This is a genomic window from Pseudomonas sp. R9.37, from assembly GCF_963878885.1.
Taxonomy (GTDB): Bacteria; Pseudomonadota; Gammaproteobacteria; order Pseudomonadales; family Pseudomonadaceae; genus Aquipseudomonas.
On the sequence record NZ_CAWNZA010000004.1, the window covers coordinates 82913 to 102948 of the forward strand.

Sequence of the window (20036 nt, forward strand, 5' to 3'; positions counted from 1 at the left end):
TTGCAGGGAGCTTTTTAATGCGCGTCATTCTTTTCAGCAGCCAGACCTACGACCGCGACAGCTTTCTTGGCGAGCCACTGCCGGCCGGCCTTGAGCTGCAATTTCAGCCTGCGCGGCTCAATCTCGACACCGTGGCCCTGGCCGAACACCACGAAGTGGTTTGCGCGTTTATCAATGACGACCTCAGCGCTCCGGTGCTGGAGCAACTGGCCGCAGGCGGCACGCGTCTGATTGCCCTGCGCTCGGCCGGTTACAACCATGTCGACCTGCCCGCCGCCCAGCGCCTGGGCCTGACCATCGTGCGGGTGCCGGCCTACTCGCCTCACGCGGTGGCCGAGCATGCCGTGGCGCTGATTCTTGCCCTTAACCGCCGCCTGCATCGCGCCTACAACCGCACCCGCGATGGCGATTTCAGCTTGCACGGGCTGACCGGTTTCGACCTGGTGGGCAAGACCGTCGGCGTGGTCGGCACCGGGCAGATCGGCGCCACGTTCGCCAAGATAATGGCCGGCTTCGGCTGCCAATTGCTGGCCTACGACCCTTTCCCCAACCCGCAGGTGCAGGCCCTCGGTGCACGTTACGTGAGCCTGCCCGAGCTGCTGGCGCACGCGCAGATCATCAGCCTGCATTGCCCGCTGACCGCCGACAGCAAACACCTGATCAACGCCCGCGCCCTGGCGCAGATGCAGCGCGGCGCAATGCTGATCAACACCGGCCGTGGAGGCCTGGTGGACACGCCGGCGCTGATCGAAGCCCTCAAGGACGGCCAACTCGGCTACCTCGGGCTGGATGTGTATGAAGAAGAGGCCCAGCTGTTTTTCGAAGACCGCTCCGACCTGCCGCTGCAAGACGACGTGCTCGCACGCCTGTTGACGTTCCCCAACGTGATCATCACCGCCCACCAGGCATTTCTCACCCGCGAGGCCCTGGCGGCCATCGCCAGCACCACGTTGGGCAATATTGCCGCGTGGGCCAAAGGCCAGCCGCAGAACCTGGTCGAAGGATGATCGGCGGTCACATACCAGGCTCATGATAGGCCGGCACCCGTGATAGGATGCCGCGCCTATTTGGAGGATCCATGGCCGAACACGATTTCCGCTTCAGCTTGCTGAGCCCGCAACACACCCTGATCGAATGCCGCGCCCTGGTGCCGGGCCGTTATCAAGTCACCGGCAACGGTGGTTCGATCAAACACGGCGACGTGCTGATCGTCACCCTGCGTGGCAGTAAAACCCTGTCGATGCGCCTGACCGTCGAAGGTGATGCGCGCTACTCCATTCGCCCGGCAGGCCAATGGGTCGCCATGGCCCAGGGGCCGAAATTCGGCGAGCTGGAAATTCATACCTGGAAGGTCAACTGCGACAGCTGCGACACCGTGCTGGAATTTGAATTCGCGGTAGAAACCAAACTGACCAAAGAGCCGCTGCAACCTGCCGCCAACGCGCGCATCAAGGCATTGGGCTGGGCCAGCGAAGGCGACAAGCATCGCTGCCCTAAATGCCAGCAGGCCGCGCAATGAAAGGCCCGCTGCTGCTCGCCGCCGTCGGCATAGGCCTGACCGGCTGCGCCGGCGATGCGGTGAAGCTCAAGCAGGATCACAGCTACGTGGTGGAATGGATTGGTGAGCGGCCGCTGATGGATTACGCGCACCTGACCGTCACCCTTGGCGCCGATGGTCGCGCCTACGGCAATGGCGGTTGCAACCACTGGTTTGCGCCGTACACCGTAGAGGGTGACAAGCTGAACTTCGGCAAGATCGGCAGCACGCGCAAACTCTGCGCCGAAGCCTTGATGGAGCAGGAGCACCGCTTCTTCCAGGCCCTGCAAGGCGTCGAGCGTTGGGACATCTCGCCGATCGAGCAGACGCGTTTCTGGCCGGCTGAAGGCAAGCCTATTCGGCTGTGGCTTGAAGAAGGCTGATCGACATCATTGCAAACGGGCTTTGCTGTGGAAGCTGGCCTGCCTGCGACAGCATCGACTCGGTATCACAGACGTACCGGGTCGCCCGCATCGCAGGCTAGCCGCCTCCCGCACAGTTAACCGCGTAGGGCTTTGAGTTTGGCGAGCACCCCTTGCGCCGTCTGCTCGCCCATCAACTGCTCGCGCACCTTGCCCTTGTCATCAATGATGTAGGTCACCGGCAACGCCTCGCTGCGCGGGATATCGAAAATCTCTTCCGGGTTCTGCGCCAGTACGGTGAACTTGATCCCCAGCTTCTCGCTGGCGGCCTTGAGTTCTTCACCCTGCACATTGTCAAAGTTGACCCCGAAAACCCCAACGTTCTGCCCTTTCAGCTGCTCGGCCAAGGCATTGAGTTCCGGGATCTCCGTGCGGCACGGGCCACACCATTCCGCCCAGTAGTTGACCACCACCCAGTGTTTGTCCAAGCGCTCTGACGCGACCTTGTTACCGTATTGGTCAACGCCGTAGTCGTTACCGCAGCCGCTGAGCAGCAGGGTTGTGATGATCGCCAATGCACCGATCAGTCGCCTTGTCATGGGGTAATCCTTCGCAAAAAAATGAACGTTGGCTGCGACCTATCGCCTCTTACGGTTTAAGGACAGGACGCTGCGCAGGTAGAATACCCGCCACCTTACGCAAGATGCGACCCGCACATGACCGATCTGACGCTTTATCACAACCCGCGCTGCTCGAAATCCCGCGGAGCGCTCGAACTGCTGGAAGCCCGCGGCCTCACGCCCACCGTCGTGCGCTACCTCGAAACCCCGCTGAACGCCGCGCAATTAAAGGCGCTGCTGGGCAAGCTGGGCATCAGCGCACGCCAATTGCTGCGCACCGGCGAAGACGAATACAAAGCCCTCAACCTGGCCGACGCCAGCCTCAGCGAAACGCAACTGATTGCCGCGATTGCCGAACACCCGAAGCTGATGGAACGTCCGATCCTGGAAACCGCCGATAAAGCCGTGATTGGCCGCCCGCCGGAAAACCTGCTGGAGTTGCTGCCGTGACCGCGCCGTATGTGCTGGTGTTGTATTACAGCCGCAATGGCTCGGTGAGCGAAATGGCCCGGCAAATTGCCCGCGGTATCGAGCAAGGCGGGATGGAAGCAAGATTGCGCACCGTGCCGGCGATCTCCACCGAGTGCGAAGCGGTGGCGCCGAGCATTCCCGACGAAGGTGCGCTGTATGCCAGCCTCGATGACCTGAAAAACTGCTCGGGCCTGGCCCTTGGCAGCCCGACCCGCTTTGGCAACATGGCCGCGCCGCTCAAGTATTTCCTCGACGGCACCAGCAACCTGTGGCTGACCGGCGCCCTCGTCGGCAAGCCAGCCGGCGTGTTCACTTCCACGGCCAGCCTGCACGGCGGGCAGGAAACCACGCTGATGTCGATGCTGCTGCCCTTGCTGCACCATGGCATGTTGATTACCGGCCTGCCCTACAGCGAACAAGCACTGCTCGACACCCAGGGCGGCGGCACGCCGTACGGCGCCAGCCATCACTCGGGGCCCGACGGCAAGCGCATGCTCGACCAACACGAAATCACCCTGTGCCGCGCCCTCGGCCTGCGCCTGGCCACCACCGCCATGTTGCTGGAGAACGGCCGTGGCCAGAAAGCCTAAGGTCCTGCCGCCCCAGGCGTGGCTGGAACCCCGGGTCAACGTCGCACGCGCGCTCAGCCTACTGGCGTTTTTTGGGCTAGTGGGTTTGCTGTGCGGGTATTACCTGTTCGTCGCCGACCTGCACGGCGCGCGCCCGTGGGTGATCCTGCTGATCGAATTGGTGCCGCTGCTGGTGCTGGCGCCCGGCATGCTGCTCGGCAGCGCACGCGGGCATTCGTGGATGTGCTTTGTGGTGAATTTGTATTTCATCAAGGGCGCGCTGGCGGCCTATGACCCGAACCGGCAGTGGTTCGGGGTGCTGGAAATGCTCGCGAGCCTGGCGGTGTTTTGTACCGCACTGTTATATGTGCGGTGGCGGCATCAGTTGAATCGGCGGCTGGCGGCAGATGTGCAGCCGGCCTGAAGACCGCTGTCGCAGGCAAGCCAGCGATAGCCTCACCTCGGTCTCAATGATTCACTGTGTAAGCCAGCATCATCGACAACTGACACATCGGCCGCCCACTCTCGGCGTGCCATTGGTTGAATGCGCCCTGCACCGTTGCCAGATCGCGCAGGCTGGTCGGTACTTTGTCGACGATCTTCTGCGCATTCAACGCCGCCACCACGTCATAGCTCGGTACAAACGTGTCCTTGCCCACCATGCGCAAAAAACGCGGCGCCGACAGCCCGCCCAACTGGTGGCCGTGCTTGCTCAGGTACTTCCACAAGCCGACGATATCGGTCACCGGCCAGTCCGCGACAAAGGCGCCGAAGCTGCCCTTTTCCTGCTCGATGTCCAAAATCATCTGCGCATTGCGCGGCACGCTCCTGAGCTTGCCCAGGTGACGAATGATGCGCGTGTCCTGCATCAGGCGCTCCAGGTGTTCGGCGCCCATCAGCACGACCTTTTCCGGGTCAAAGCCGAAAAACACCTGCTCGAACGCGGGCCACTTGCCATCCACCACACTGTGCTTGAGCCCGGCGCGAAATACCCGCAGCGCCAGGGTCGACAGGTAGCGATCGTCACTGATTTTGCGCAACTGTGCCGGGGTCTTGGGAACAGGCAGGTGGGCTTCCAACTCGGCCGCTGAACCAAAACGGTTCAGACAATATTCGTGCAGCCACTTGTAATCGCGCATGCCCTCTCCTGGCAATTGAATTGAAGACGGCGCCCGTGAGCGCCGTCTTTCAGAGCGTTGAAACGTGTCAGAGGTTCACAACATTGACGAAGCGCGACGCGGCGCTCTCATCGATTTTCAGGCTGGTGAAGTCGAACAGGTTGCGGTCGGCCAGCTGCGAGGGGATCACATTCTGCAAGCTGCGGAAGATGCTTTCAGTGCGGCCAGGGGTCTTGCGCTCCCAGTCCACGAGCATTTCCTTGACCACCTGGCGCTGCAGGTTTTCCTGGGAGCCGCACAGGTTGCACGGGATGATCGGGAATTGCTTGAAGTCGGAGTAGGCCTGGATGTCTTTCTCGTTGCAATACGCGAGCGGCCGGATCACCACGTTGCGGCCGTCATCGGCGCGCAGCTTGGGCGGCATGGCCTTGAGGGAGCCGTTGAAGAACATATTGAGGAAGAACGTCTCGACGATGTCGTCACGGTGGTGACCGAGGGCCATCTTGGTCGCGCCGATCTCATCGGCAAAGGTGTAGAGCGTGCCACGGCGCAGGCGCGAGCACAGCGAGCAGGTGGTCTTGCCTTCCGGGATCAACTCCTTGACCACCGAATAGGTGTCTTTTTCGACGATGTGGTACTCGATGCCCAGCGCTTTCAGGTAGGCGGGCAATACGTGCTCGGGGAAGCCGGGCTGTTTCTGGTCCATGTTGACAGCGACGATCTCGAACTTGATCGGCGCGACCTTTTGCAGGTGCAACAGCACGTCGAGCATGGTGTAGCTGTCTTTGCCGCCGGAGAGGCAGACCATGACCTTGTCGCCGTCCTCGATCATGTTGAAATCGGCGACCGCTTCACCGGCCAGGCGACGCAGGCGTTTTTGCAGTTTGTTCTGGTTGACCGTAAGAGTGCCCATGGCGCTTGGATCCGCTAGAGGTGTGTGACGAAAAGCCCGGCATTTTACCTTCATGACCGACCGAGTTCCAATGTGGGAGCTGGCTTGCCTGCGATGGCGCTGTGACACACACGTGTAACGGGCTGACCCATCGCTGGCGCAGGCAAGCCGGCTCCCACGGCGGACCTCGTCATTACTGACAGACCTCACCGCGATTAGCGCCCCTGTTTACAGCGCAATTTGCTCTAAAGCCCTACAGTTTTTCCGGTCATCACTTCCTATACTGCGACGTAAGGTCGCACAGTTATCCGGGACCTTTGAGGCCTTTGGCCCGTGGGCGCTCCGATGGGGGGCGATGGTAATAACGACAGGAGTGACTGGCATGATCCATCACGTCGTGGGGCTGTTTACCCATCCCGACCAGGAATGGCGGGAAATTCGTGGCGATAAGGAAGAAAGCATTGGCCACATGTACCTCACTCACACCCTGATTCTCGCGGCGATCCCCGCCGTATCGGCGTTTATCGGCACTACCCGGGTGGGCTGGGTCATCGGCAGCCGCGCGCCGGTGATGCTGACCCAGGAAAGCGCCCTGTGGATGACCCTGATGTCGTACGCGGCCATGCTCGGCGGCGTGGCGGTCATGGGCGCGTTCATTCATTGGATGGCCCGTACCTACGACGCCAGCCCCAGCATGGCGCGGTGCGTAGCATTTGCCACCTACACCGCGACCCCGCTGTTTATCGGTGGGCTGGCGGCGTTGTATCCGCATATGTGGCTGGGCATGGTCGTCGGTACGGCCGCCATCTGTTACACGGTGTACCTGCTGTATGTGGGGCTGCCCACGTTCATGAGCATCGACCCGGACGAGGGGTTCCTGTTTTCCAGCTCGGTGCTGGCGGTGGGCCTGGTGGTACTGGTGGCGATCATGGCGTTCACCGTGATCGTCTGGGGCTTGGGCGTAGGCCCGATCTACACCAACTGAGCGGCTGACCCCGCAGGCAAAGCCACCGCAAGGTGGCTTTGTGCGTCATGCATGACCATTCGGCGCCTGACAGATTCGGAAACACCTGTTTTTGCGGCATACTGGGCGCCTCTGGAGATATGGTCAGCATGCCCGAGCAACTCAATACCCGCGTCGAAGATTGTTTCCTGCAAGCAGAATCCTTTTTTAAACGAAGCTTCAAACGCCCCCAGGTCAGCCTCAAGCTGCGGGGCCAGAAGGCCGGTGTCGCGCATTTGCACGAGAACCTGCTGCGCTTCAACCCACAACTGTACCGTGAAAACAGCCAACATTTCCTGAAGCAGACCGTGGCCCATGAGGTTGCGCACCTGATCGCCCATCAATTGTTTGGCGAACGCATTCAGCCCCATGGCGAGGAATGGCAATTGATCATGCGCGGGGTATACGAACTGCCGCCGGATCGCTGCCACACCTATGCAATCAAGCGTCGGCAAGTCACGCGTTACATCTATCGCTGCCCATGTGCCGACAGTGATTTCCCGTTTTCAGCCCAGCGCCATGGGTTGGTGAACCAGGGCCGACGGTACTTGTGCAGGCGTTGCCGGCATACCTTGGTGTACACCGGGGAAACCCGGGTGGAGTGAGGGCCCCATCGCAGGTAAGCCAGCGCCCACCTGTTGACCGCGCCGCCGATCAAAGGTGGGAGCTGGCTGGCCCGTGAAAGCGGCCGAGCAGTCACCCAACCACCTTGGCCTGACGCAATGCTGCTATTCGTTGCGCACTGAGCCCCAGCTCAGCCAACACTTCATCTGAATGCGCCCCCACCGCCGCACCTGTGTGCCGAGGCTCTGGCAACCCCTCTGAAAACTTCAACGGGCAGGCGATTTGCGCCTGAGTCGAGCCATCGCCGCGTGGTACCTGGCTGATCAGCTTCCGCGCCTTCAACTGCGGATGCTCCACCGCTTCACTCAAACTCAATACAGGCTCCACACACGCATCCACCCCGGCAAACAGCTCGCACAACTGCTCAAAGCTGCGCTTTTCAAACTCGACCTGCAGCGCCAGCTTCAGGGCTTTTTGCTGTTCCGGCCTGGGCGACAGGCCTTGCGCTGCCAACTCCGATCGGCCCAACGCCTCGCACAGTTGCTGCATAAACGCAGGCTCCAGGCTGCCGACCGACATCCAGCGCCCGTCGCGCGTGCGGTAGTAATCATAAAAGCTGCCGCCGTTGAGCACCTGGGTCTCCCAATCCGGCTCGACCCCACAGGCCAGGTAACCCGCGCCGGCCATGGCGTTCAGGCTGAACGAACAGTCCGTCATGCTCACATCCAGGTGTTGGCCAACGCCGCTGTGCTGACGCGCTATCACCGCCGCCAGCAACCCCACCACCGCGTGCAGCGAACCACCGGCCACATCCGCCAATTGCACGCCCAGCGGCAGAGGTCCGCTGTCCTGGCGCCCGGTGTGGCTGGCAATGCCGGCCAGCGCCAGGTAATTGATATCGTGCCCGGCACGGTCCTTATAGGGCCCAGTCTGGCCGTAGCCGGTGATCGACACGTAGATCAACCTGGGGTTGATCGCATTGAGCGCCGCATAGCCCAGTCCCAAACGCTCCATGACGCCGGGGCGAAACTGCTCGAGGACGATGTCGTAGTCCTTGACCAGCTCACGCACGATCTCCAGCGCCTCGGCCTGCTTGAGGTCCAGCGCCAGGCTGCGCTTATTGCGATTGAGGTAGGCGTGGCTGGCCGACGTGCCGTGATCGTGCGGCGGCAGAACGCGCAACAGATCCACGCGTGTAGGCGATTCGATCCGCAGCACCTCGGCGCCCATGTCCGCGAGCATCAAGGATGCAAACGGGCCAGGTAGCAAGGTGGAAAAATCCAGCACTTTGAGGGACGCCAAGGGACCTGACATGGAGACTCCATTTCGGTTTCGAATGCCCACAGCGTAGGCAGGCTTGATCCTACCGGCAATCGTCAGAACGATCAGCGAGGGTGACCGTTTTGATCACGGCGGGCTTTTTCGCCGCGGCGGCTTTATCATTGGCCCACGTTTGCTTGCAGAGTGTTCCATGAAGTTCGCAATTGCGCTGTTTTCCGCCGCCCACGCGCCCTCCTCGCGCCGCGCCTTGCTGTTTGCCCAAGCGGCGATTGCCGGTGGGCATGAGATTGTGCGGCTGTTTTTTTATCAGGACGGCGTGTACAGCGCCTCCAGCAACATCGTCGCGCCCCAGGATGAGCAAGATATTGCCCGGCAATGGCGCGAGTTTGTCAGCGCGCACCAGTTGGACGGCGTGGTGTGCATTGCCGCCGCTTTGCGCCGTGGCGTGCTCAATGGCGAAGAAGCCACGCGCTACCAACGCAGCGCGGTAAACCTGGATGCGCCGTGGGCGTTGTCGGGCCTTGGGCAATTGCACGATGCCGCCCAGGCCGCCGACCGCCTGATCTGTTTTGGAGGGCCGTGACATGTCCAAATCCTTATTGGTCATCAGCCGCCAGGCGCCGTGGTCCGGGCCAAGCGCGCGCGAAGCCCTGGATATTGTGCTGGCCGGCGGTGCTTTCGACTTACCGATCGGCCTGCTGTTTATGGACGACGGCGTGTTTCAACTGGCGCCGCAGCAAAACGCCAAAGCCGTGCAGCAAAAGGACCTGAGCGCCAACCTGCAAGCGTTGGGCCTGTTTGGCATTGATGACGTGTTCGCCTGCGGCCACAGCCTGGCCGAACGCGGGCTCACAGCCCCTGCCAGCGCCCAGGCACTGGGCAACGACGCTATTGGCAAATTGATTGACCGTTACGACCAGGTGATTACCCTCTGATGTCGACTTTACATGTGGTGTCTCACTCACCGTTTACCGATAGCCGCCTCGCCAGTTGCCTGCGCGTATGCGGCAGTGCGGACGCGATTCTGCTGTGCGGCGACGGCGCCTACGGCCTGCACAACGCGGCGCTGCAAACCAGGGGCGTGAAGGTTTTTGTACTGGCTGAAGACATGCTGGCGCGCAATCTGCCGCTACCGGACTGGGCCGACAGCGTGGACTACCCGGGTTTCGTGCAGCTGTCCATCGACTACGACAAGGTCAACAGCTGGCTATGAACACCTTGACCGTAGGCGGACGCACCCTCGAATTGGACAAGGACGGCTACCTCGTCGACCTCAATGACTGGTCTGCAGAGGTCGCCAACGCGCTGGCCGCCGCCGAGCCCCTGGAATTGACCGCCGCCCATTGGGAAATCCTCGAACTGCTGCGCGGGTTCTATGAAGAGTTCCAGCTGTCCCCGGCCACGCGCCCACTGATCAAGTACACCGCCTTGAAGCTGGGACCGGAAAAGGGCAACAGCCTGCACCTCAACACACTGTTCAACGGCACTCCCGCCAAACTCGCCGCCAAGTTGGCGGGCCTGCCCAGGCCGACGAATTGCTTATGACCGACTTTGCCCCGCTGACCTTTGAAACCCCTGCCGAGCACCCGTTTGCGCAGTTCGTACGCATCCTGGGCAAAGGCAAGCGCGGCGCGCGCAACCTCACCCGTGAGGAAGCCCGTGAAGCCATGGGCATGCTGCTCGACGAAAAGGTCGAGGACACCCAGCTCGGCGCCTTCCTGATGTTGCTGCGCCACAAGGAAGAAAGCCCGGAAGAGCTCGCAGGTTTCACCCAAGCCGTGCGCGAACGCCTGAACGCGCCGGCGCTTAAGGTGGATGTCGACTGGCCAACCTACGCCGGTAAAAAACGCCATCTGCCGTGGCATTTACTGGCGGCCAAGTGCCTGGCGCAAAACGGGGTGCGCATCCTCATGCACGGCGGCGGTGCGCACACCGCCGGCCGGTTGTACACCGAGCAATTGCTGGACGGTTTACAGATCCCGTTGTGCCGCAACTGGCAGCAGGTCGAAACGGCGTTCGAGCACGGCAACCTGGCGTTTATTCCCCTCGGCGACTGGGCACCACAACTGCAACGCATGATTGACCTGCGCAACACCCTGGGCCTGCGCTCGCCGATCCACTCGCTGGCGCGCCTGCTCAACCCGCTGAATGCGCGCTGCGGCCTGCAAAGCATTTTCCATCCCGGTTACCAGGGCGTACACCGCGATGCCAGCGGCCTGCTTGGCGACAATGTGATCGTGGTCAAGGGCGATGGCGGCGAAGTCGAGATCAACCCGGACACAATCAGTCACCTGTACGGCACCACTGGCGGCCAAAGCTGGGATGAAGAATGGCCCGCCCTCTCCGCCCAACGCCACGTCAAACCTGCCAGCCTGGAACCTGAACACTTGAAAGCCGTGTGGCGTGGTGACGCTCAAGACAGTTACCCGCAACTGGCGCTGATCGCGACCATGGCCCTGGCCCTACGCGGCATCGGCCATCCGCGAGAGCAGGCGTTCGCATTGGCCCAGCAATACTGGGATGCGCGGGACACATCGATTTAATCGATCATTGCCCCGCAGTCTTTGCGCTTTTAGTTCGAACTCATCCCTTTAGACTGGCCTCCAACGCTTATTAGCCAAGGAGCCAGTCATGGGTTTGCTGATCGAAGGACACTGGAAAGACCAGTGGTACGAAAGTAGCGCAGACGGCGCTTTCCAGCGCGAGCAGGCACAGCGCCGCAATTGGGTAACCGCCGACGGTGAGCCCGGCCCGAGTGGCGAAGGTGGCTTCAAGGCCGAAGCCGGTCGCTACCACCTGTATGTGTCCCTCGCCTGCCCCTGGGCGCATCGCACCCTGATCCTGCGCAAGCTCAAGGGCCTGGAAAGCCTGATCGAGGTGTCCGTGGTCAGTTGGTTGATGCTGGAAAACGGCTGGACCTTCGACAAGGCCCACGGCTCTACCGGCGACAAGCTCGATGATTTTGCCTACATGCATCAGCGCTATACCGCCGACACCGCCGACTACACTGGCCGCGTGACCGTGCCGGTGTTGTGGGACAAGACGCTCAAGCGCATCGTCAGTAATGAATCGGCGGAGATCATCCGCATGTTCAACAGCGCGTTCAACCACCTGACCGGCAACACGCTGGACTTCTACCCCGAGGAGCTTCGCGAGGCGATTGACGCGCTGAACGAGCGCATCTACCCCGCGGTGAACAACGGCGTGTACCGCGCAGGCTTCGCCACCTCGCAAAAGGCTTATGAAAGCGCGTTTGACGATGTGTTTGCCGAGCTGGACCACCTGGAGCAGCACTTGGGTAAGCATCGCTATCTGGCCGGCGAATACCTGACCGAAGCCGACGTGCGGCTGTTCACCACGCTGATTCGCTTTGATGCGGTGTATTACAGCCACTTCAAATGCAACCTGCGGCGGATTGCCGATTATCCGAATTTGTCGAACTGGCTAAGGGAGATGTATCAGTGGCCAGGCGTGGCCGAGACGGTGGATTTTGCGCATATCAAGGGGCATTACTACGCGAGCCACCGGACCATCAATCCGACGGGGATTGTGCCGAAAGGGCCGTTGCACAATTTTGATGCTGGGCATGATCGCGAGCGGCTGAGCGGTAAGGCCGTCTGGAACTGACAACCCCTCTTCCGGTAGCGATTGGACTTTCGTGGCGAGCGGGCTTGCCCCGCGTTGGGCTGCGCAGCAGCCCCAGTAAAAACACCGCGTTCTGCCAGGCAAACCGCGGTGTCTGGCTTTAGGGCTGCTGCGCAGCCCAACGCGGGGCAAGCCCGCTCGCCACACTCAAATCACGCACTCAAGGGCGGTGTCACACCTGGGATTGTGCGCCTTCGAACCACTTCAGCTTTTCGCGCAACACCACCACTTCACCGACGATGACGAGTGTTGGCGCATGCACTTCATGCTCCGCCACCATGCGCGGCAAATCCGCCAGGGTGCCGGTGAAGACACGCTGGTTGGAGGTGGTGCCCTGCTGGATCAACGCCGCCGGCGTATCCGCCGAGCGACCATGCTTGATCAGCTGTTCACAGATAATCGGCAAGCCGATCAAGCCCATGTAAAACACCAAGGTCTGCGACGGGCCAACGAGGTCATGCCAAGGCAGGTCCGAGGTGCCGTTTTTCAAATGCCCGGTGATAAACCGCACCGACTGCGCATAGTCGCGATGGGTCAGCGGAATTCCGGCATACGCCGCGCAACCACTGGCCGCCGTGATACCCGGCACCACCTGAAACGGAATGCCATGGGCCGCCAACTCTTCGATCTCTTCGCCACCACGGCCAAAGATGAACGGATCGCCACCCTTGAGGCGCAGTACACGCTTGCCTTGCCTGGCCAGGTCCACCAATTGCTGGTTGATCTGGTCCTGCGGCACAGCATGATCGGCGCGACGTTTGCCCACGTAAACCCGTTCGGCATCACGACGGCACAGTTCGAGAATGGCCGGCGCCACCAAGCGGTCGTACAGCACCACGTCGGCTTGCTGCATCAGGCGCAAGGCGCGGAAGGTCAGCAGGTCCGGATCACCCGGGCCTGCACCCACCAAGTAAACTTCGCCCGGCGCATGTGGCGGTTTCCCGTTGACCTTTTCGATCAGCAGGCGCTCAGCCTCATCGCCCTGCCCGGCCAACTGGCGGTCGGCAATCGGGCCCTGGAAAACTTCTTCCCAGAACGCGCGACGCTGCTGCACATCCGGATACAAACCTTTGACCTGGGCACGAAAACGCGCCGCCAACCCGGCCAATTGGCCATAGGTGGACGGAATCCAGGTCTCCAGCTTGGCGCGGATCAGGCGCGCCAGTACCGGCGCATCGCCGCCACTGGACACTGCAATCACCAAGGGCGAACGGTCGACAATCGCCGGAAAGATCACGCTGCACAAGGCTGGCGCGTCCACCACGTTGACCGGCACGCAGCGACGCTTGGCATCACTGGACACTTGCGCGTTCAGTGGTTCGTCATCGGTCGCGGCGATGATCAGGGTGCAACCGTCGAGGTCGGGCTCCTGATAACCGCGCAAAATCAGTTCCCCGCCACTGCCCAGCACCAGTTCACGCAACTGGTCTTCGATCTGGGGAGCAACCACCCGCAACAACGCACCGGCGTCGGCCAGCAGCCGGGATTTGCGCAAGGCAATCTCCCCGCCACCGACGACCAACACACGACTGCCGCGCAGGTTATGAAACAGCGGCAGAAATTCCATTTAGCCGATGACCTCAACGCCGCCCATGTACGGCTTGAGCACTTCCGGCACGCGGATGGAGCCGTCGGCCTGCTGGTAGTTTTCCAGCACGGCTACGAGCGTACGGCCGACGGCCAGCCCCGAACCGTTGAGGGTGTGTACCAGCTCCGGCTTGCCGGTTTCCGGGTTGCGGAAACGCGCCTGCATGCGACGGGCCTGGAAATCACCGCAGTTGGAGCACGACGAAATCTCGCGGTATTTGTCCTGGCTCGGTACCCACACTTCGAGGTCGTAGGTTTTCACGGCACTGAAACCCATGTCGCCAGTGCACAGCGCCAAGACGCGGTACGGCAGCTCCAGCAGTTGCAGCACGCGTTCGGCATTGGCGGTCAGGCCTTCCAGGGCTTCCATCGAGGTCGACGGCTCTACAACCTGCACCATCTCGACTTTGTCGAACTGGTGCTGGCGAATCATGCCGCGCGTGTCACGCCCCGAAGCGCCGGCTTCACTGCGAAAGCACGGGCTGTGGGCCACAAACTTGATCGGCAGCTGCTTGGCATCGAGGATTTCGCCCGCGACGATGTTGGTCAGCGACACTTCGGCCGTCGGGATCAGGTACAGGTCGGCTTCGCCGTCGCGGCTGATCTTGAACAGGTCTTCTTCGAATTTTGGCAGCTGGCTGGTGCCCATCAGCGCTGGTGCCTGCACCAGGTACGGGGTGTAGGCTTCTTCGTAGCCGTGCTCGCCGGTGTGCAGGTTGATCATGAACTGCGCCAGGGCACGGTGCATGCGCGCGATCGGGCCGCGCAGCAAGGCAAAGCGTGCGCCGGACATTTTGGCGGCGGTTTCAAAATCCAGGCCACCGGTCAGCTCACCAAGCGCAACATGGTCCTTGATCTCGAAATCAAAGGCCTTAGGCGTGCCCCAGCGGCGCACCTCGACGTTGCCGTCTTCGTCTTCGCCAATCGGCACGGATTCGTGCGGCAGGTTGGGGATGCCCAGCAGGATCGAGTCCAGCTCGCTCTGAATGCCTTCCAGCTCGACTTTGCCGTCGGACAGCTCGGTGCCCATACGCTCGACGTCCGCCATCAGCGGCGCGATGTCTTCACCGCGCTGCTTGGCCTGACCGATGGATTTGGAGCGCGCATTGCGTTCAGCCTGCAGTGCTTCGGTGCGGGTCTGGACGGTCTTGCGCTGTTCTTCCAGCGCTTCGATGCGCGCAACATCCAAGGCAAAGCCACGGGATGCCAGGCGGTCCGCTACGTCCTGAAGGTTGCTACGTAACAGTTTGGAATCGAGCATGTCGGTCTCTCGTTATCAAAGTTTGGTCAAGGACAGGCCAGCCCAGGTGGCGAGCAGCCCGCCGAACACGCTGATGCCCAAGTAGCCGAAGGCGACCAGGGCTTGCCCGCTTTCCAGCAGGCGCAGCGTATCCAGTGAAAAGGATGAAAAGGTCGTCAGACCGCCTACAAAGCCGACGATCAAGCCGGCGCGAATCTCAATCGGCACTTCCGGGCGCAACAGGAACCAGCCGTACAACAGCCCGATGATCAAGCAGCCCACCAGGTTGACCGCCAGGGTCGCCGCATAAAAATGCTTGGGCCAGTTGGCGCTCACCCACGTACCGGTGGCGAAACGCAATAATGTACCAGCGATGCCGGCTACGGACACGGCAAGAATGGTCTTGAGCACTACTTTCTCCGCTGTTTGGGGCTGAGGCGATCGAGTTGGGCGAGGTGATTGAGCTTTTCACCAATCTTCAGCTCCAGCCCACGGGGCACCGGCTGGTAGAACGGCTGCGGCTCAAGCTCATCGGGAAAATAGTCTTCACCGGCGGCGTAGGCGTCCGGCTCGTCATGGGCATAGCGGTATTCGTCACCGTAGCCCAGTTGTTTCATCAGCTTGGTCGGGGCGTTGCGCAGGTGCAACGGCACCTCCAGCGAGCCGTGTTCGGCCGCGGCGCGCAGGGCCGACTTGAAGCCCATGTAAACGGCGTTGCTCTTGGGAGCGCAGGCCAAGTAAGTGATGGCCTGCGCCACCGCCAACTCGCCTTCCGGGCTGCCGAGGCGCTCCTGCACTTCCCAGGCGGCGAGGCACAGGCTCAGCGCGCGCGGGTCGGCATTGCCGATGTCTTCGCTGGCCATGCGCACCACACGGCGCGCCAGGTACAGCGGGTCGCAGCCGCCGTCGATCATGCGCGCAAACCAATACAGCGCGCCGTCGGGGTTGGAGCCGCGTACGGATTTGTGCAGCGCCGAGATCTGGTCGTAGAAGGCTTCGCCCCCCTTGTCGAAGCGCCGGCGAGTGTCGCCCAGGAGGCTCTGCAGGAGGTCGACGCCGATCTCGCTGTGGTCTTCGGCCAGATCCGACGCGTTCTCCAGCAGGTTGAGAAAGCGCCGACCGTCGCCATCGGCGGCGCTCATCAAAATCTTGAAGCCTTCGTCGCTGAGGCTGAGCTGGCGTTTGCCCAAGCCCTTGTCTTCGCTCAATGCACGCTGCAACAGCTTGCGCATCGCGGCTTCGTCCAGGCTCTTGAGCACATAGACCCGCGCCCGCGACAGCAGCGCGTTGTTGAGTTCAAACGATGGGTTTTCGGTGGTGGCGCCGATAAAAATCAGCGTGCCGTCTTCGACATACGGCAAAAACGCATCCTGCTGCGACTTGTTGAAGCGGTGCACCTCATCAACGAACAGGATGGTGCGCTTGCCGTATTGCCCGGCCTGCTGCTTGGCCACCTCAACCGCCTGACGGATCTCCTTGACCCCGGCCAACACCGCCGAAACCGTTTCGAAGTGCGCATCCGAGACCTTCGCCAGCAAGCGCGCCAGGGTGGTTTTACCCACGCCTGGCGGCCCCCAGAAAATCATCGAGTGCAGCGCACCCTGCTCCAGGGCTTCGCGCAATGGCTTGCCGCGAGCGAGCAGGTGTTCTTGCCCGACGTACTCGTCCAGGTTGGTCGAACGCAAACGCGCGGCCAAGGGTTGAGCAATCGGGTCACTTCGAAACAAATCCATGGGCAGCGCTTGAAACCTCTAAACAGTTTATTCCTGGATCACGTCGGCACCCTTGGGGATGACGAACTTGAACTTGGAAGCATCCACGACGCCGTTGGCCTTGACCGCGGAGAACAGGATATCGGTGCGCTGACCAACGCTGTCGATCAGGCGCATGTTGTTGATCACGCCATTGCCAAACGACAGTTGCAGGCTATCAAACAGCGTGTCCTTGGACTTGGGCTTGAGGGTGAACTCAATCACGTTGCTGGTTTGCTTGGAGGTGATATCAAAACTGTCGCTGATTTTCGACACATCGCCCGACAGCAGCAGCGCCGGGGTCTGGTTCAAACGCGGGTCGAGCTTTTTGATGGTCGCCTGCTCCAGGTCCGGGTCCCACAAGGTGACTTTCTGGCCGTCGGAGACGATGGTCTGCTCGTTCGGCGCGTCGGTTTTCCAGTAGAACAGGCCAGGGCGCTGTACGGCCATTTCACCGGCGGTTTCCTGCAACTGGGTGCCGCCACCATCCAGGGTCAGCTGGGAGAAGCGCGCCGTCAGGGTCTTGGATTTGTCCAACAGGTTGGTCAGGCTGGCCACGGAGGCCGGATCAGCGTGGGCCGAAACAGCAGTCAGGGCCAGGGCCGGCAACAACAGCATGCGGATAAGACGCATGGGAGTCCTCATTGAGTCGTTAAGGCGAGCCGCGTGCTACCACGCGGCACGAGATCAGTCGCGCATCTGCCCGGGGGCGATGACTTCGCGCGAGCCGTTGGTGTTCATTGCGGTCACGACGCCAGCGTTTTCCATGGCTTCGATCATGCGGGCGGCGCGGTTGTAGCCGATTTTCAGTTTGCGCTGCACCGCAGAGATCGAGGCACGGCGGCTCTCAAGCACGAACGCCACGGCTTCGTCGTACAGCGCGTCGGTTTCGGCGTCGTCGTCACCACCGCTGCTGCCACCGTCGAAGCCGCTGCCGGCCTCTTCGACACCGGCGAGGATGTCGTCGTTGTATTCCGGCGCGCCGCGCAGTTTCCAGGCTTCCACCACGCGGTGTACTTCGTCGTCGGAAACGAACGCGCCGTGAACCCGGATCGGCAGGCTGGTGCCGGGCGGCATGTAGAGCATGTCACCGTGACCCAACAGTTGCTCGGCGCCGCCCTGGTCGATGATGGTGCGCGAGTCGATCTTGCTGGAAACCTGGAACGCCATGCGCGTCGGGATGTTGGCCTTGATCAGACCCGTGATCACGTCCACCGATGGCCGCTGAGTCGCCAGGATCAAGTGAATACCGGCCGCCCGGGCTTTCTGGGCGATACGTGCGATCAGCTCTTCAACCTTCTTGCCGACGATCATCATCATGTCGGCAAACTCGTCGACCACGACCACGATGGTCGGCAGCTTGGTCAGCAGCGGCGCTTCGTCGTGGATATTTTCGCGCTTGTACAGTGGGTCGGTCAGCGGCGTGCCGGCGTCCTGGGCTTCCTTGACCTTGGCGTTGAAGCCCGACAGGTTTCGTACGCCCATCTTCGCCATCAGTTTGTAGCGGCGCTCCATCTCGGCCACGCTCCAGCGCAAGGCGTTGGCGGCGTCCTTCATGTCGGTGACCACCGGGCAGAGCAGGTGCGGAATGCCTTCGTAGATCGACAATTCCAACATCTTCGGGTCGATCATGATCAGCTTGGCGTCATCCGGGCCAGATTTGAACAGGATCGACAGGATCATCGCGTTCACGCCCACCGATTTACCGGAACCGGTGGTACCGGCTACCAGCAAGTGCGGCATTTTCGCCAGGTCGGTGATCACCGGCTTGCCGCCGATGTCATGGCCCAGGGCCAAGGTGACCGGCGATTTGAAGTTGTCGTATTCCGGCGTCGACAGCACTTCGGAGAAGCGCACGATCTGCCGGTCTTCATTGGGAATCTCGATGCCCACGGTGGTCTTGCCGGGGATCACTTCCACCACACGCACGCTGGTCACCGCCAGGGAGCGGGCCAAGTCTTTGGCCAGGTTGGAAATGCGGCTGACCTTGACGCCGGCGGCGGGCTGGATTTCGTAACGGGTAATAACCGGGCCCGGGTGGATCGAGTCGACGGAAACTTCGACGCCGAATTCCTTGAGTTTGATTTCCAGCAGATGGCCGACGGCCGCCAGGGACTCCGGGGAATAATTGAGTTGTTTCTTTTCAGCCGGGTCGAGAATCGAGATCGGCGGCAAAGTGCCTTCCACGGCGCTGTCGATAAACAACGGCGCCTGTTTCTCTTTCTGTACGCGATGGCTCGGCTCGGGAGCCTTGGGCGGCGCTGGGGCGATCACCGGCGGCACCTGCTTCTCGCGGTCCGACATGTGCTTGCTCAGGGCCTGCTCGCGCTCGATCAGGCGCTCCTTGACCTTGGCCTGTTCGCGTCGGTCCGGTGTGCTTGGGGCCACCACTTCGTTGACGCGGGTGTCCACCTCGCGCAGCTGCGCAACCATGCGTTTGCGATCAACGCGCGCCGACCACCAGCGGTTGGCCGCACCCTGGAACAATTCGAGCAGGTCGAGGGTGATCTTGCCGGTGACGTCCATCACCTTGAACCACGACAGGTCGGTGAACACCGTCAGGCCGAACAGGAACAGCGCGATGAACATCAAGGTGCTGCCCTGGATATTCAGGCTCTTGCGCGCCAGGTCGCCAAGGCTCTCGCCCAGCGCACCGCCCGCACCCGCCGGCAAACCGGTGGGCGCATGAAAGTGGATGTGCGCCAGGGCCGCACCGGACAGCACCAGAAACACCAGGCCGATCAAGCGCCAGGAGAACAGCCAGCCGCTCCACTGCCACGGCTCGTGGCGCTGGCGGAAGATCTGCCAGGTCTTGATCGCCAGCAACAACGGGAAGATGTACGCGAAGTAACCCAGCACCATGAACAGAATGTCGGCGCTGTAGGAACCGGCAGGTCCACCGAAGTTCTGCACGTCTTCGATTTTGCTGTTGTGGCTCCAGCCTGGATCGTCCTTGCCATAGGTCAGCAAGGCCATCATCAGGAACAGGCACAGGGCGCCGATGGCGATCAGCGCCCCTTCCTTGAGTCGGTAGTGCAGGTGCTGGCGCCAGGCCGGCACGACTGCTGCTTTAGGTGTTGCGGCGGATTTCTTCAAAACGGGTCTTTTCCTGCGCCTTTAGCGCGTCCATCTGTTGAATGACTGCACACTACCGCTCAATCCGAGCGGCTGAAAAATGAACGAACGTCGCTGAATCTACTTTTAACACTGGGTGATGAAAGGGTGAAATGGCGATAACGCCACAATGGCCGCATTGTACGGGTTTGCGCCCGCGATGCCACGCCCTTGCCCATCACCGAGCAGCATAGACAAATGAAGTGTCACAGCATGTTCAATTTGAGCATGCATTGTCTTTGCTGACAAAGGCTTATGAGCTGTTTTTAGCAATCCAGGCAA

At 61.5% G+C, this 20036-nt stretch carries 24 protein-coding genes; 14 read left to right on the plus strand and 10 right to left on the minus strand.

The genetic code is table 11. The features are described from left to right. Window positions 1-17: 17 nt before the first annotated feature. The 3 genes from AACU78_RS03425 to AACU78_RS03435 all read left to right on the plus strand — a co-directional run bounded on the left by AACU78_RS03425 (window position 18) and on the right by AACU78_RS03435 (window position 1920). On the plus strand, window positions 18-1007 hold the full coding sequence (locus AACU78_RS03425) for a 2-hydroxyacid dehydrogenase (RefSeq protein WP_106579837.1): 990 nt from the start codon (window positions 18-20) through the stop codon (window positions 1005-1007). Between the two features lie 71 nt (window positions 1008-1078). Beyond that, window positions 1079-1519 (plus strand): hypothetical protein, encoded by a 441-nt coding sequence (locus AACU78_RS03430; RefSeq protein WP_106579838.1) that lies wholly within the window; start codon window positions 1079-1081, stop codon window positions 1517-1519. Next, on the plus strand, window positions 1516-1920 hold the full coding sequence (locus tag AACU78_RS03435) for an META domain-containing protein (protein WP_106579839.1): 405 nt from the start codon (window positions 1516-1518) through the stop codon (window positions 1918-1920). Before AACU78_RS03430 ends, AACU78_RS03435 begins: the two co-directional genes overlap by 4 nt. A gap of 116 nt (window positions 1921-2036) precedes the next feature. Here AACU78_RS03435 and AACU78_RS03440 read toward each other — a convergent pair whose 3' ends face one another. Further along, window positions 2037-2498: a TlpA disulfide reductase family protein gene (locus AACU78_RS03440; RefSeq protein ID WP_106579840.1), complete on the minus strand. Its 462-nt coding sequence runs from the start codon at window positions 2496-2498 to the stop codon at window positions 2037-2039. A 117-nt stretch (window positions 2499-2615) separates the two neighbouring features. On the opposite strand from AACU78_RS03440, the gene arsC reads away from it, so the two are divergent. The 3 genes from arsC to AACU78_RS03455 are packed head-to-tail and all read left to right on the plus strand — an operon-like array spanning window position 2616 to window position 3983. Further along, on the plus strand, window positions 2616-2969 hold the full coding sequence (arsC, locus tag AACU78_RS03445; protein ID WP_106579841.1) for an arsenate reductase (glutaredoxin): 354 nt from the start codon (window positions 2616-2618) through the stop codon (window positions 2967-2969). Beyond that, window positions 2966-3580 (plus strand): NAD(P)H:quinone oxidoreductase, encoded by a 615-nt coding sequence (wrbA, locus tag AACU78_RS03450; RefSeq protein ID WP_106579842.1) that lies wholly within the window; start codon window positions 2966-2968, stop codon window positions 3578-3580. Before arsC ends, wrbA begins: the two co-directional genes overlap by 4 nt. Then, window positions 3564-3983, plus strand: coding sequence for a DUF2069 domain-containing protein (locus tag AACU78_RS03455; protein WP_106579843.1), 420 nt, complete (start codon window positions 3564-3566; stop codon window positions 3981-3983). The genes wrbA and AACU78_RS03455 overlap by 17 nt, the downstream gene beginning before the upstream one ends. Before the next feature lie 43 nt (window positions 3984-4026). Here AACU78_RS03455 and AACU78_RS03460 read toward each other — a convergent pair whose 3' ends face one another. Continuing rightward, a complete protein-coding gene (locus AACU78_RS03460; protein ID WP_106579844.1) occupies window positions 4027-4698 on the minus strand; it encodes a DNA-3-methyladenine glycosylase I in 672 nt (223 codons plus the stop codon). Between the two features lie 67 nt (window positions 4699-4765). After that, window positions 4766-5590 carry a tRNA 2-thiocytidine(32) synthetase TtcA gene (gene ttcA / locus AACU78_RS03465; protein WP_106579845.1) on the minus strand — a complete coding sequence of 275 codons (825 nt, stop codon included), beginning with the start codon at window positions 5588-5590 and terminating at the stop codon, window positions 4766-4768. Between the two features lie 361 nt (window positions 5591-5951). Here ttcA and AACU78_RS03470 point away from each other — a divergent pair, with 361 nt between their 5' ends. Beyond that, entirely contained in the window at window positions 5952-6554 is a 603-nt protein-coding gene (locus AACU78_RS03470; protein ID WP_106579846.1) for a Yip1 family protein, read from the plus strand. Between the two features lie 128 nt (window positions 6555-6682). After that, window positions 6683-7177, plus strand: a complete 495-nt coding sequence (locus AACU78_RS03475; RefSeq protein ID WP_064454959.1) for a SprT family zinc-dependent metalloprotease — start codon at window positions 6683-6685, stop codon at window positions 7175-7177. Window positions 7178-7268: 91 nt separating this feature from the next. Here AACU78_RS03475 and AACU78_RS03480 read toward each other — a convergent pair whose 3' ends face one another. Next, window positions 7269-8450 carry a CaiB/BaiF CoA transferase family protein gene (locus AACU78_RS03480; protein WP_106579847.1) on the minus strand — a complete coding sequence of 394 codons (1182 nt, stop codon included), beginning with the start codon at window positions 8448-8450 and terminating at the stop codon, window positions 7269-7271. A 157-nt stretch (window positions 8451-8607) separates the two neighbouring features. On the opposite strand from AACU78_RS03480, the gene tusD reads away from it, so the two are divergent. The 6 genes from tusD (at window position 8608) to AACU78_RS03510 (ending at window position 12044) form a co-directional block, all read left to right on the plus strand. Then, window positions 8608-9000, plus strand: coding sequence for a sulfurtransferase complex subunit TusD (gene tusD, locus AACU78_RS03485; protein WP_106579848.1), 393 nt, complete (start codon window positions 8608-8610; stop codon window positions 8998-9000). Between the two features lies 1 nt (window position 9001). Then, on the plus strand, window positions 9002-9352 hold the full coding sequence (gene tusC / locus AACU78_RS03490; protein ID WP_106579849.1) for a sulfurtransferase complex subunit TusC: 351 nt from the start codon (window positions 9002-9004) through the stop codon (window positions 9350-9352). Next, window positions 9352-9630, plus strand: coding sequence for a sulfurtransferase complex subunit TusB (gene tusB / locus AACU78_RS03495; RefSeq protein WP_106579850.1), 279 nt, complete (start codon window positions 9352-9354; stop codon window positions 9628-9630). The genes tusC and tusB overlap by 1 nt, the downstream gene beginning before the upstream one ends. Continuing rightward, on the plus strand, window positions 9627-9962 hold the full coding sequence (locus tag AACU78_RS03500; protein ID WP_106579851.1) for a TusE/DsrC/DsvC family sulfur relay protein: 336 nt from the start codon (window positions 9627-9629) through the stop codon (window positions 9960-9962). The genes tusB and AACU78_RS03500 overlap by 4 nt, the downstream gene beginning before the upstream one ends. After that, window positions 9959-10960 (plus strand): glycosyl transferase family protein, encoded by a 1002-nt coding sequence (locus AACU78_RS03505; protein ID WP_106579852.1) that lies wholly within the window; start codon window positions 9959-9961, stop codon window positions 10958-10960. The genes AACU78_RS03500 and AACU78_RS03505 overlap by 4 nt, the downstream gene beginning before the upstream one ends. Before the next feature lie 88 nt (window positions 10961-11048). Next, entirely contained in the window at window positions 11049-12044 is a 996-nt protein-coding gene (locus AACU78_RS03510) for a glutathione S-transferase family protein (protein WP_106579853.1), read from the plus strand. Between the two features lie 190 nt (window positions 12045-12234). Here the strand turns inward: AACU78_RS03510 and cysG are convergent, their stop codons facing one another. The 6 genes from cysG to AACU78_RS03540 are packed head-to-tail and all read right to left on the minus strand — an operon-like array spanning window position 12235 to window position 19736. Beyond that, window positions 12235-13629 (minus strand): siroheme synthase CysG, encoded by a 1395-nt coding sequence (gene cysG / locus AACU78_RS03515; protein ID WP_106579854.1) that lies wholly within the window; start codon window positions 13627-13629, stop codon window positions 12235-12237. Beyond that, window positions 13630-14910, minus strand: a complete 1281-nt coding sequence (gene serS / locus AACU78_RS03520) for a serine--tRNA ligase (protein ID WP_106579855.1) — start codon at window positions 14908-14910, stop codon at window positions 13630-13632. A 15-nt stretch (window positions 14911-14925) separates the two neighbouring features. Next, complete coding sequence (crcB, locus tag AACU78_RS03525) at window positions 14926-15300, minus strand: fluoride efflux transporter CrcB (protein WP_034098661.1); 375 nt, start codon at window positions 15298-15300, stop codon at window positions 14926-14928. Further along, complete coding sequence (locus AACU78_RS03530; RefSeq protein WP_106579856.1) at window positions 15300-16622, minus strand: replication-associated recombination protein A; 1323 nt, start codon at window positions 16620-16622, stop codon at window positions 15300-15302. The genes crcB and AACU78_RS03530 overlap by 1 nt, the downstream gene beginning before the upstream one ends. A gap of 27 nt (window positions 16623-16649) precedes the next feature. Further along, window positions 16650-17273, minus strand: coding sequence for an outer membrane lipoprotein chaperone LolA (gene lolA / locus AACU78_RS03535; RefSeq protein WP_106579857.1), 624 nt, complete (start codon window positions 17271-17273; stop codon window positions 16650-16652). A gap of 54 nt (window positions 17274-17327) precedes the next feature. Continuing rightward, window positions 17328-19736 (minus strand): DNA translocase FtsK, encoded by a 2409-nt coding sequence (locus tag AACU78_RS03540; RefSeq protein ID WP_106579858.1) that lies wholly within the window; start codon window positions 19734-19736, stop codon window positions 17328-17330. Window positions 19737-20036 lie beyond the last annotated feature (300 nt).

Coding starts and splice junctions, on each gene's coding strand:
- lolA (WP_106579857.1), bottom strand. CDS start 17,273: ATGCGTCTTATCCGCATGCTGTTGTTGCCGGCCCTGGCCCTGACTGCT.
- cysG (WP_106579854.1), bottom strand. CDS start 13,629: ATGGAATTTCTGCCGCTGTTTCATAACCTGCGCGGCAGTCGTGTGTTG.
- AACU78_RS03510 (WP_106579853.1), top strand. CDS start 11,049: ATGGGTTTGCTGATCGAAGGACACTGGAAAGACCAGTGGTACGAAAGT.
- tusD (WP_106579848.1), top strand. CDS start 8,608: ATGAAGTTCGCAATTGCGCTGTTTTCCGCCGCCCACGCGCCCTCCTCG.
- AACU78_RS03475 (WP_064454959.1), top strand. CDS start 6,683: ATGCCCGAGCAACTCAATACCCGCGTCGAAGATTGTTTCCTGCAAGCA.
- tusB (WP_106579850.1), top strand. CDS start 9,352: ATGTCGACTTTACATGTGGTGTCTCACTCACCGTTTACCGATAGCCGC.
- AACU78_RS03425 (WP_106579837.1), top strand. CDS start 18: ATGCGCGTCATTCTTTTCAGCAGCCAGACCTACGACCGCGACAGCTTT.
- tusC (WP_106579849.1), top strand. CDS start 9,002: ATGTCCAAATCCTTATTGGTCATCAGCCGCCAGGCGCCGTGGTCCGGG.
- ttcA (WP_106579845.1), bottom strand. CDS start 5,590: ATGGGCACTCTTACGGTCAACCAGAACAAACTGCAAAAACGCCTGCGT.
- serS (WP_106579855.1), bottom strand. CDS start 14,910: ATGCTCGATTCCAAACTGTTACGTAGCAACCTTCAGGACGTAGCGGAC.
- AACU78_RS03460 (WP_106579844.1), bottom strand. CDS start 4,698: ATGCGCGATTACAAGTGGCTGCACGAATATTGTCTGAACCGTTTTGGT.
- AACU78_RS03440 (WP_106579840.1), bottom strand. CDS start 2,498: ATGACAAGGCGACTGATCGGTGCATTGGCGATCATCACAACCCTGCTG.
- arsC (WP_106579841.1), top strand. CDS start 2,616: ATGACCGATCTGACGCTTTATCACAACCCGCGCTGCTCGAAATCCCGC.
- AACU78_RS03505 (WP_106579852.1), top strand. CDS start 9,959: ATGACCGACTTTGCCCCGCTGACCTTTGAAACCCCTGCCGAGCACCCG.
- AACU78_RS03470 (WP_106579846.1), top strand. CDS start 5,952: ATGATCCATCACGTCGTGGGGCTGTTTACCCATCCCGACCAGGAATGG.
- AACU78_RS03530 (WP_106579856.1), bottom strand. CDS start 16,622: ATGGATTTGTTTCGAAGTGACCCGATTGCTCAACCCTTGGCCGCGCGT.
- AACU78_RS03500 (WP_106579851.1), top strand. CDS start 9,627: ATGAACACCTTGACCGTAGGCGGACGCACCCTCGAATTGGACAAGGAC.
- AACU78_RS03435 (WP_106579839.1), top strand. CDS start 1,516: ATGAAAGGCCCGCTGCTGCTCGCCGCCGTCGGCATAGGCCTGACCGGC.
- AACU78_RS03430 (WP_106579838.1), top strand. CDS start 1,079: ATGGCCGAACACGATTTCCGCTTCAGCTTGCTGAGCCCGCAACACACC.
- AACU78_RS03480 (WP_106579847.1), bottom strand. CDS start 8,450: ATGTCAGGTCCCTTGGCGTCCCTCAAAGTGCTGGATTTTTCCACCTTG.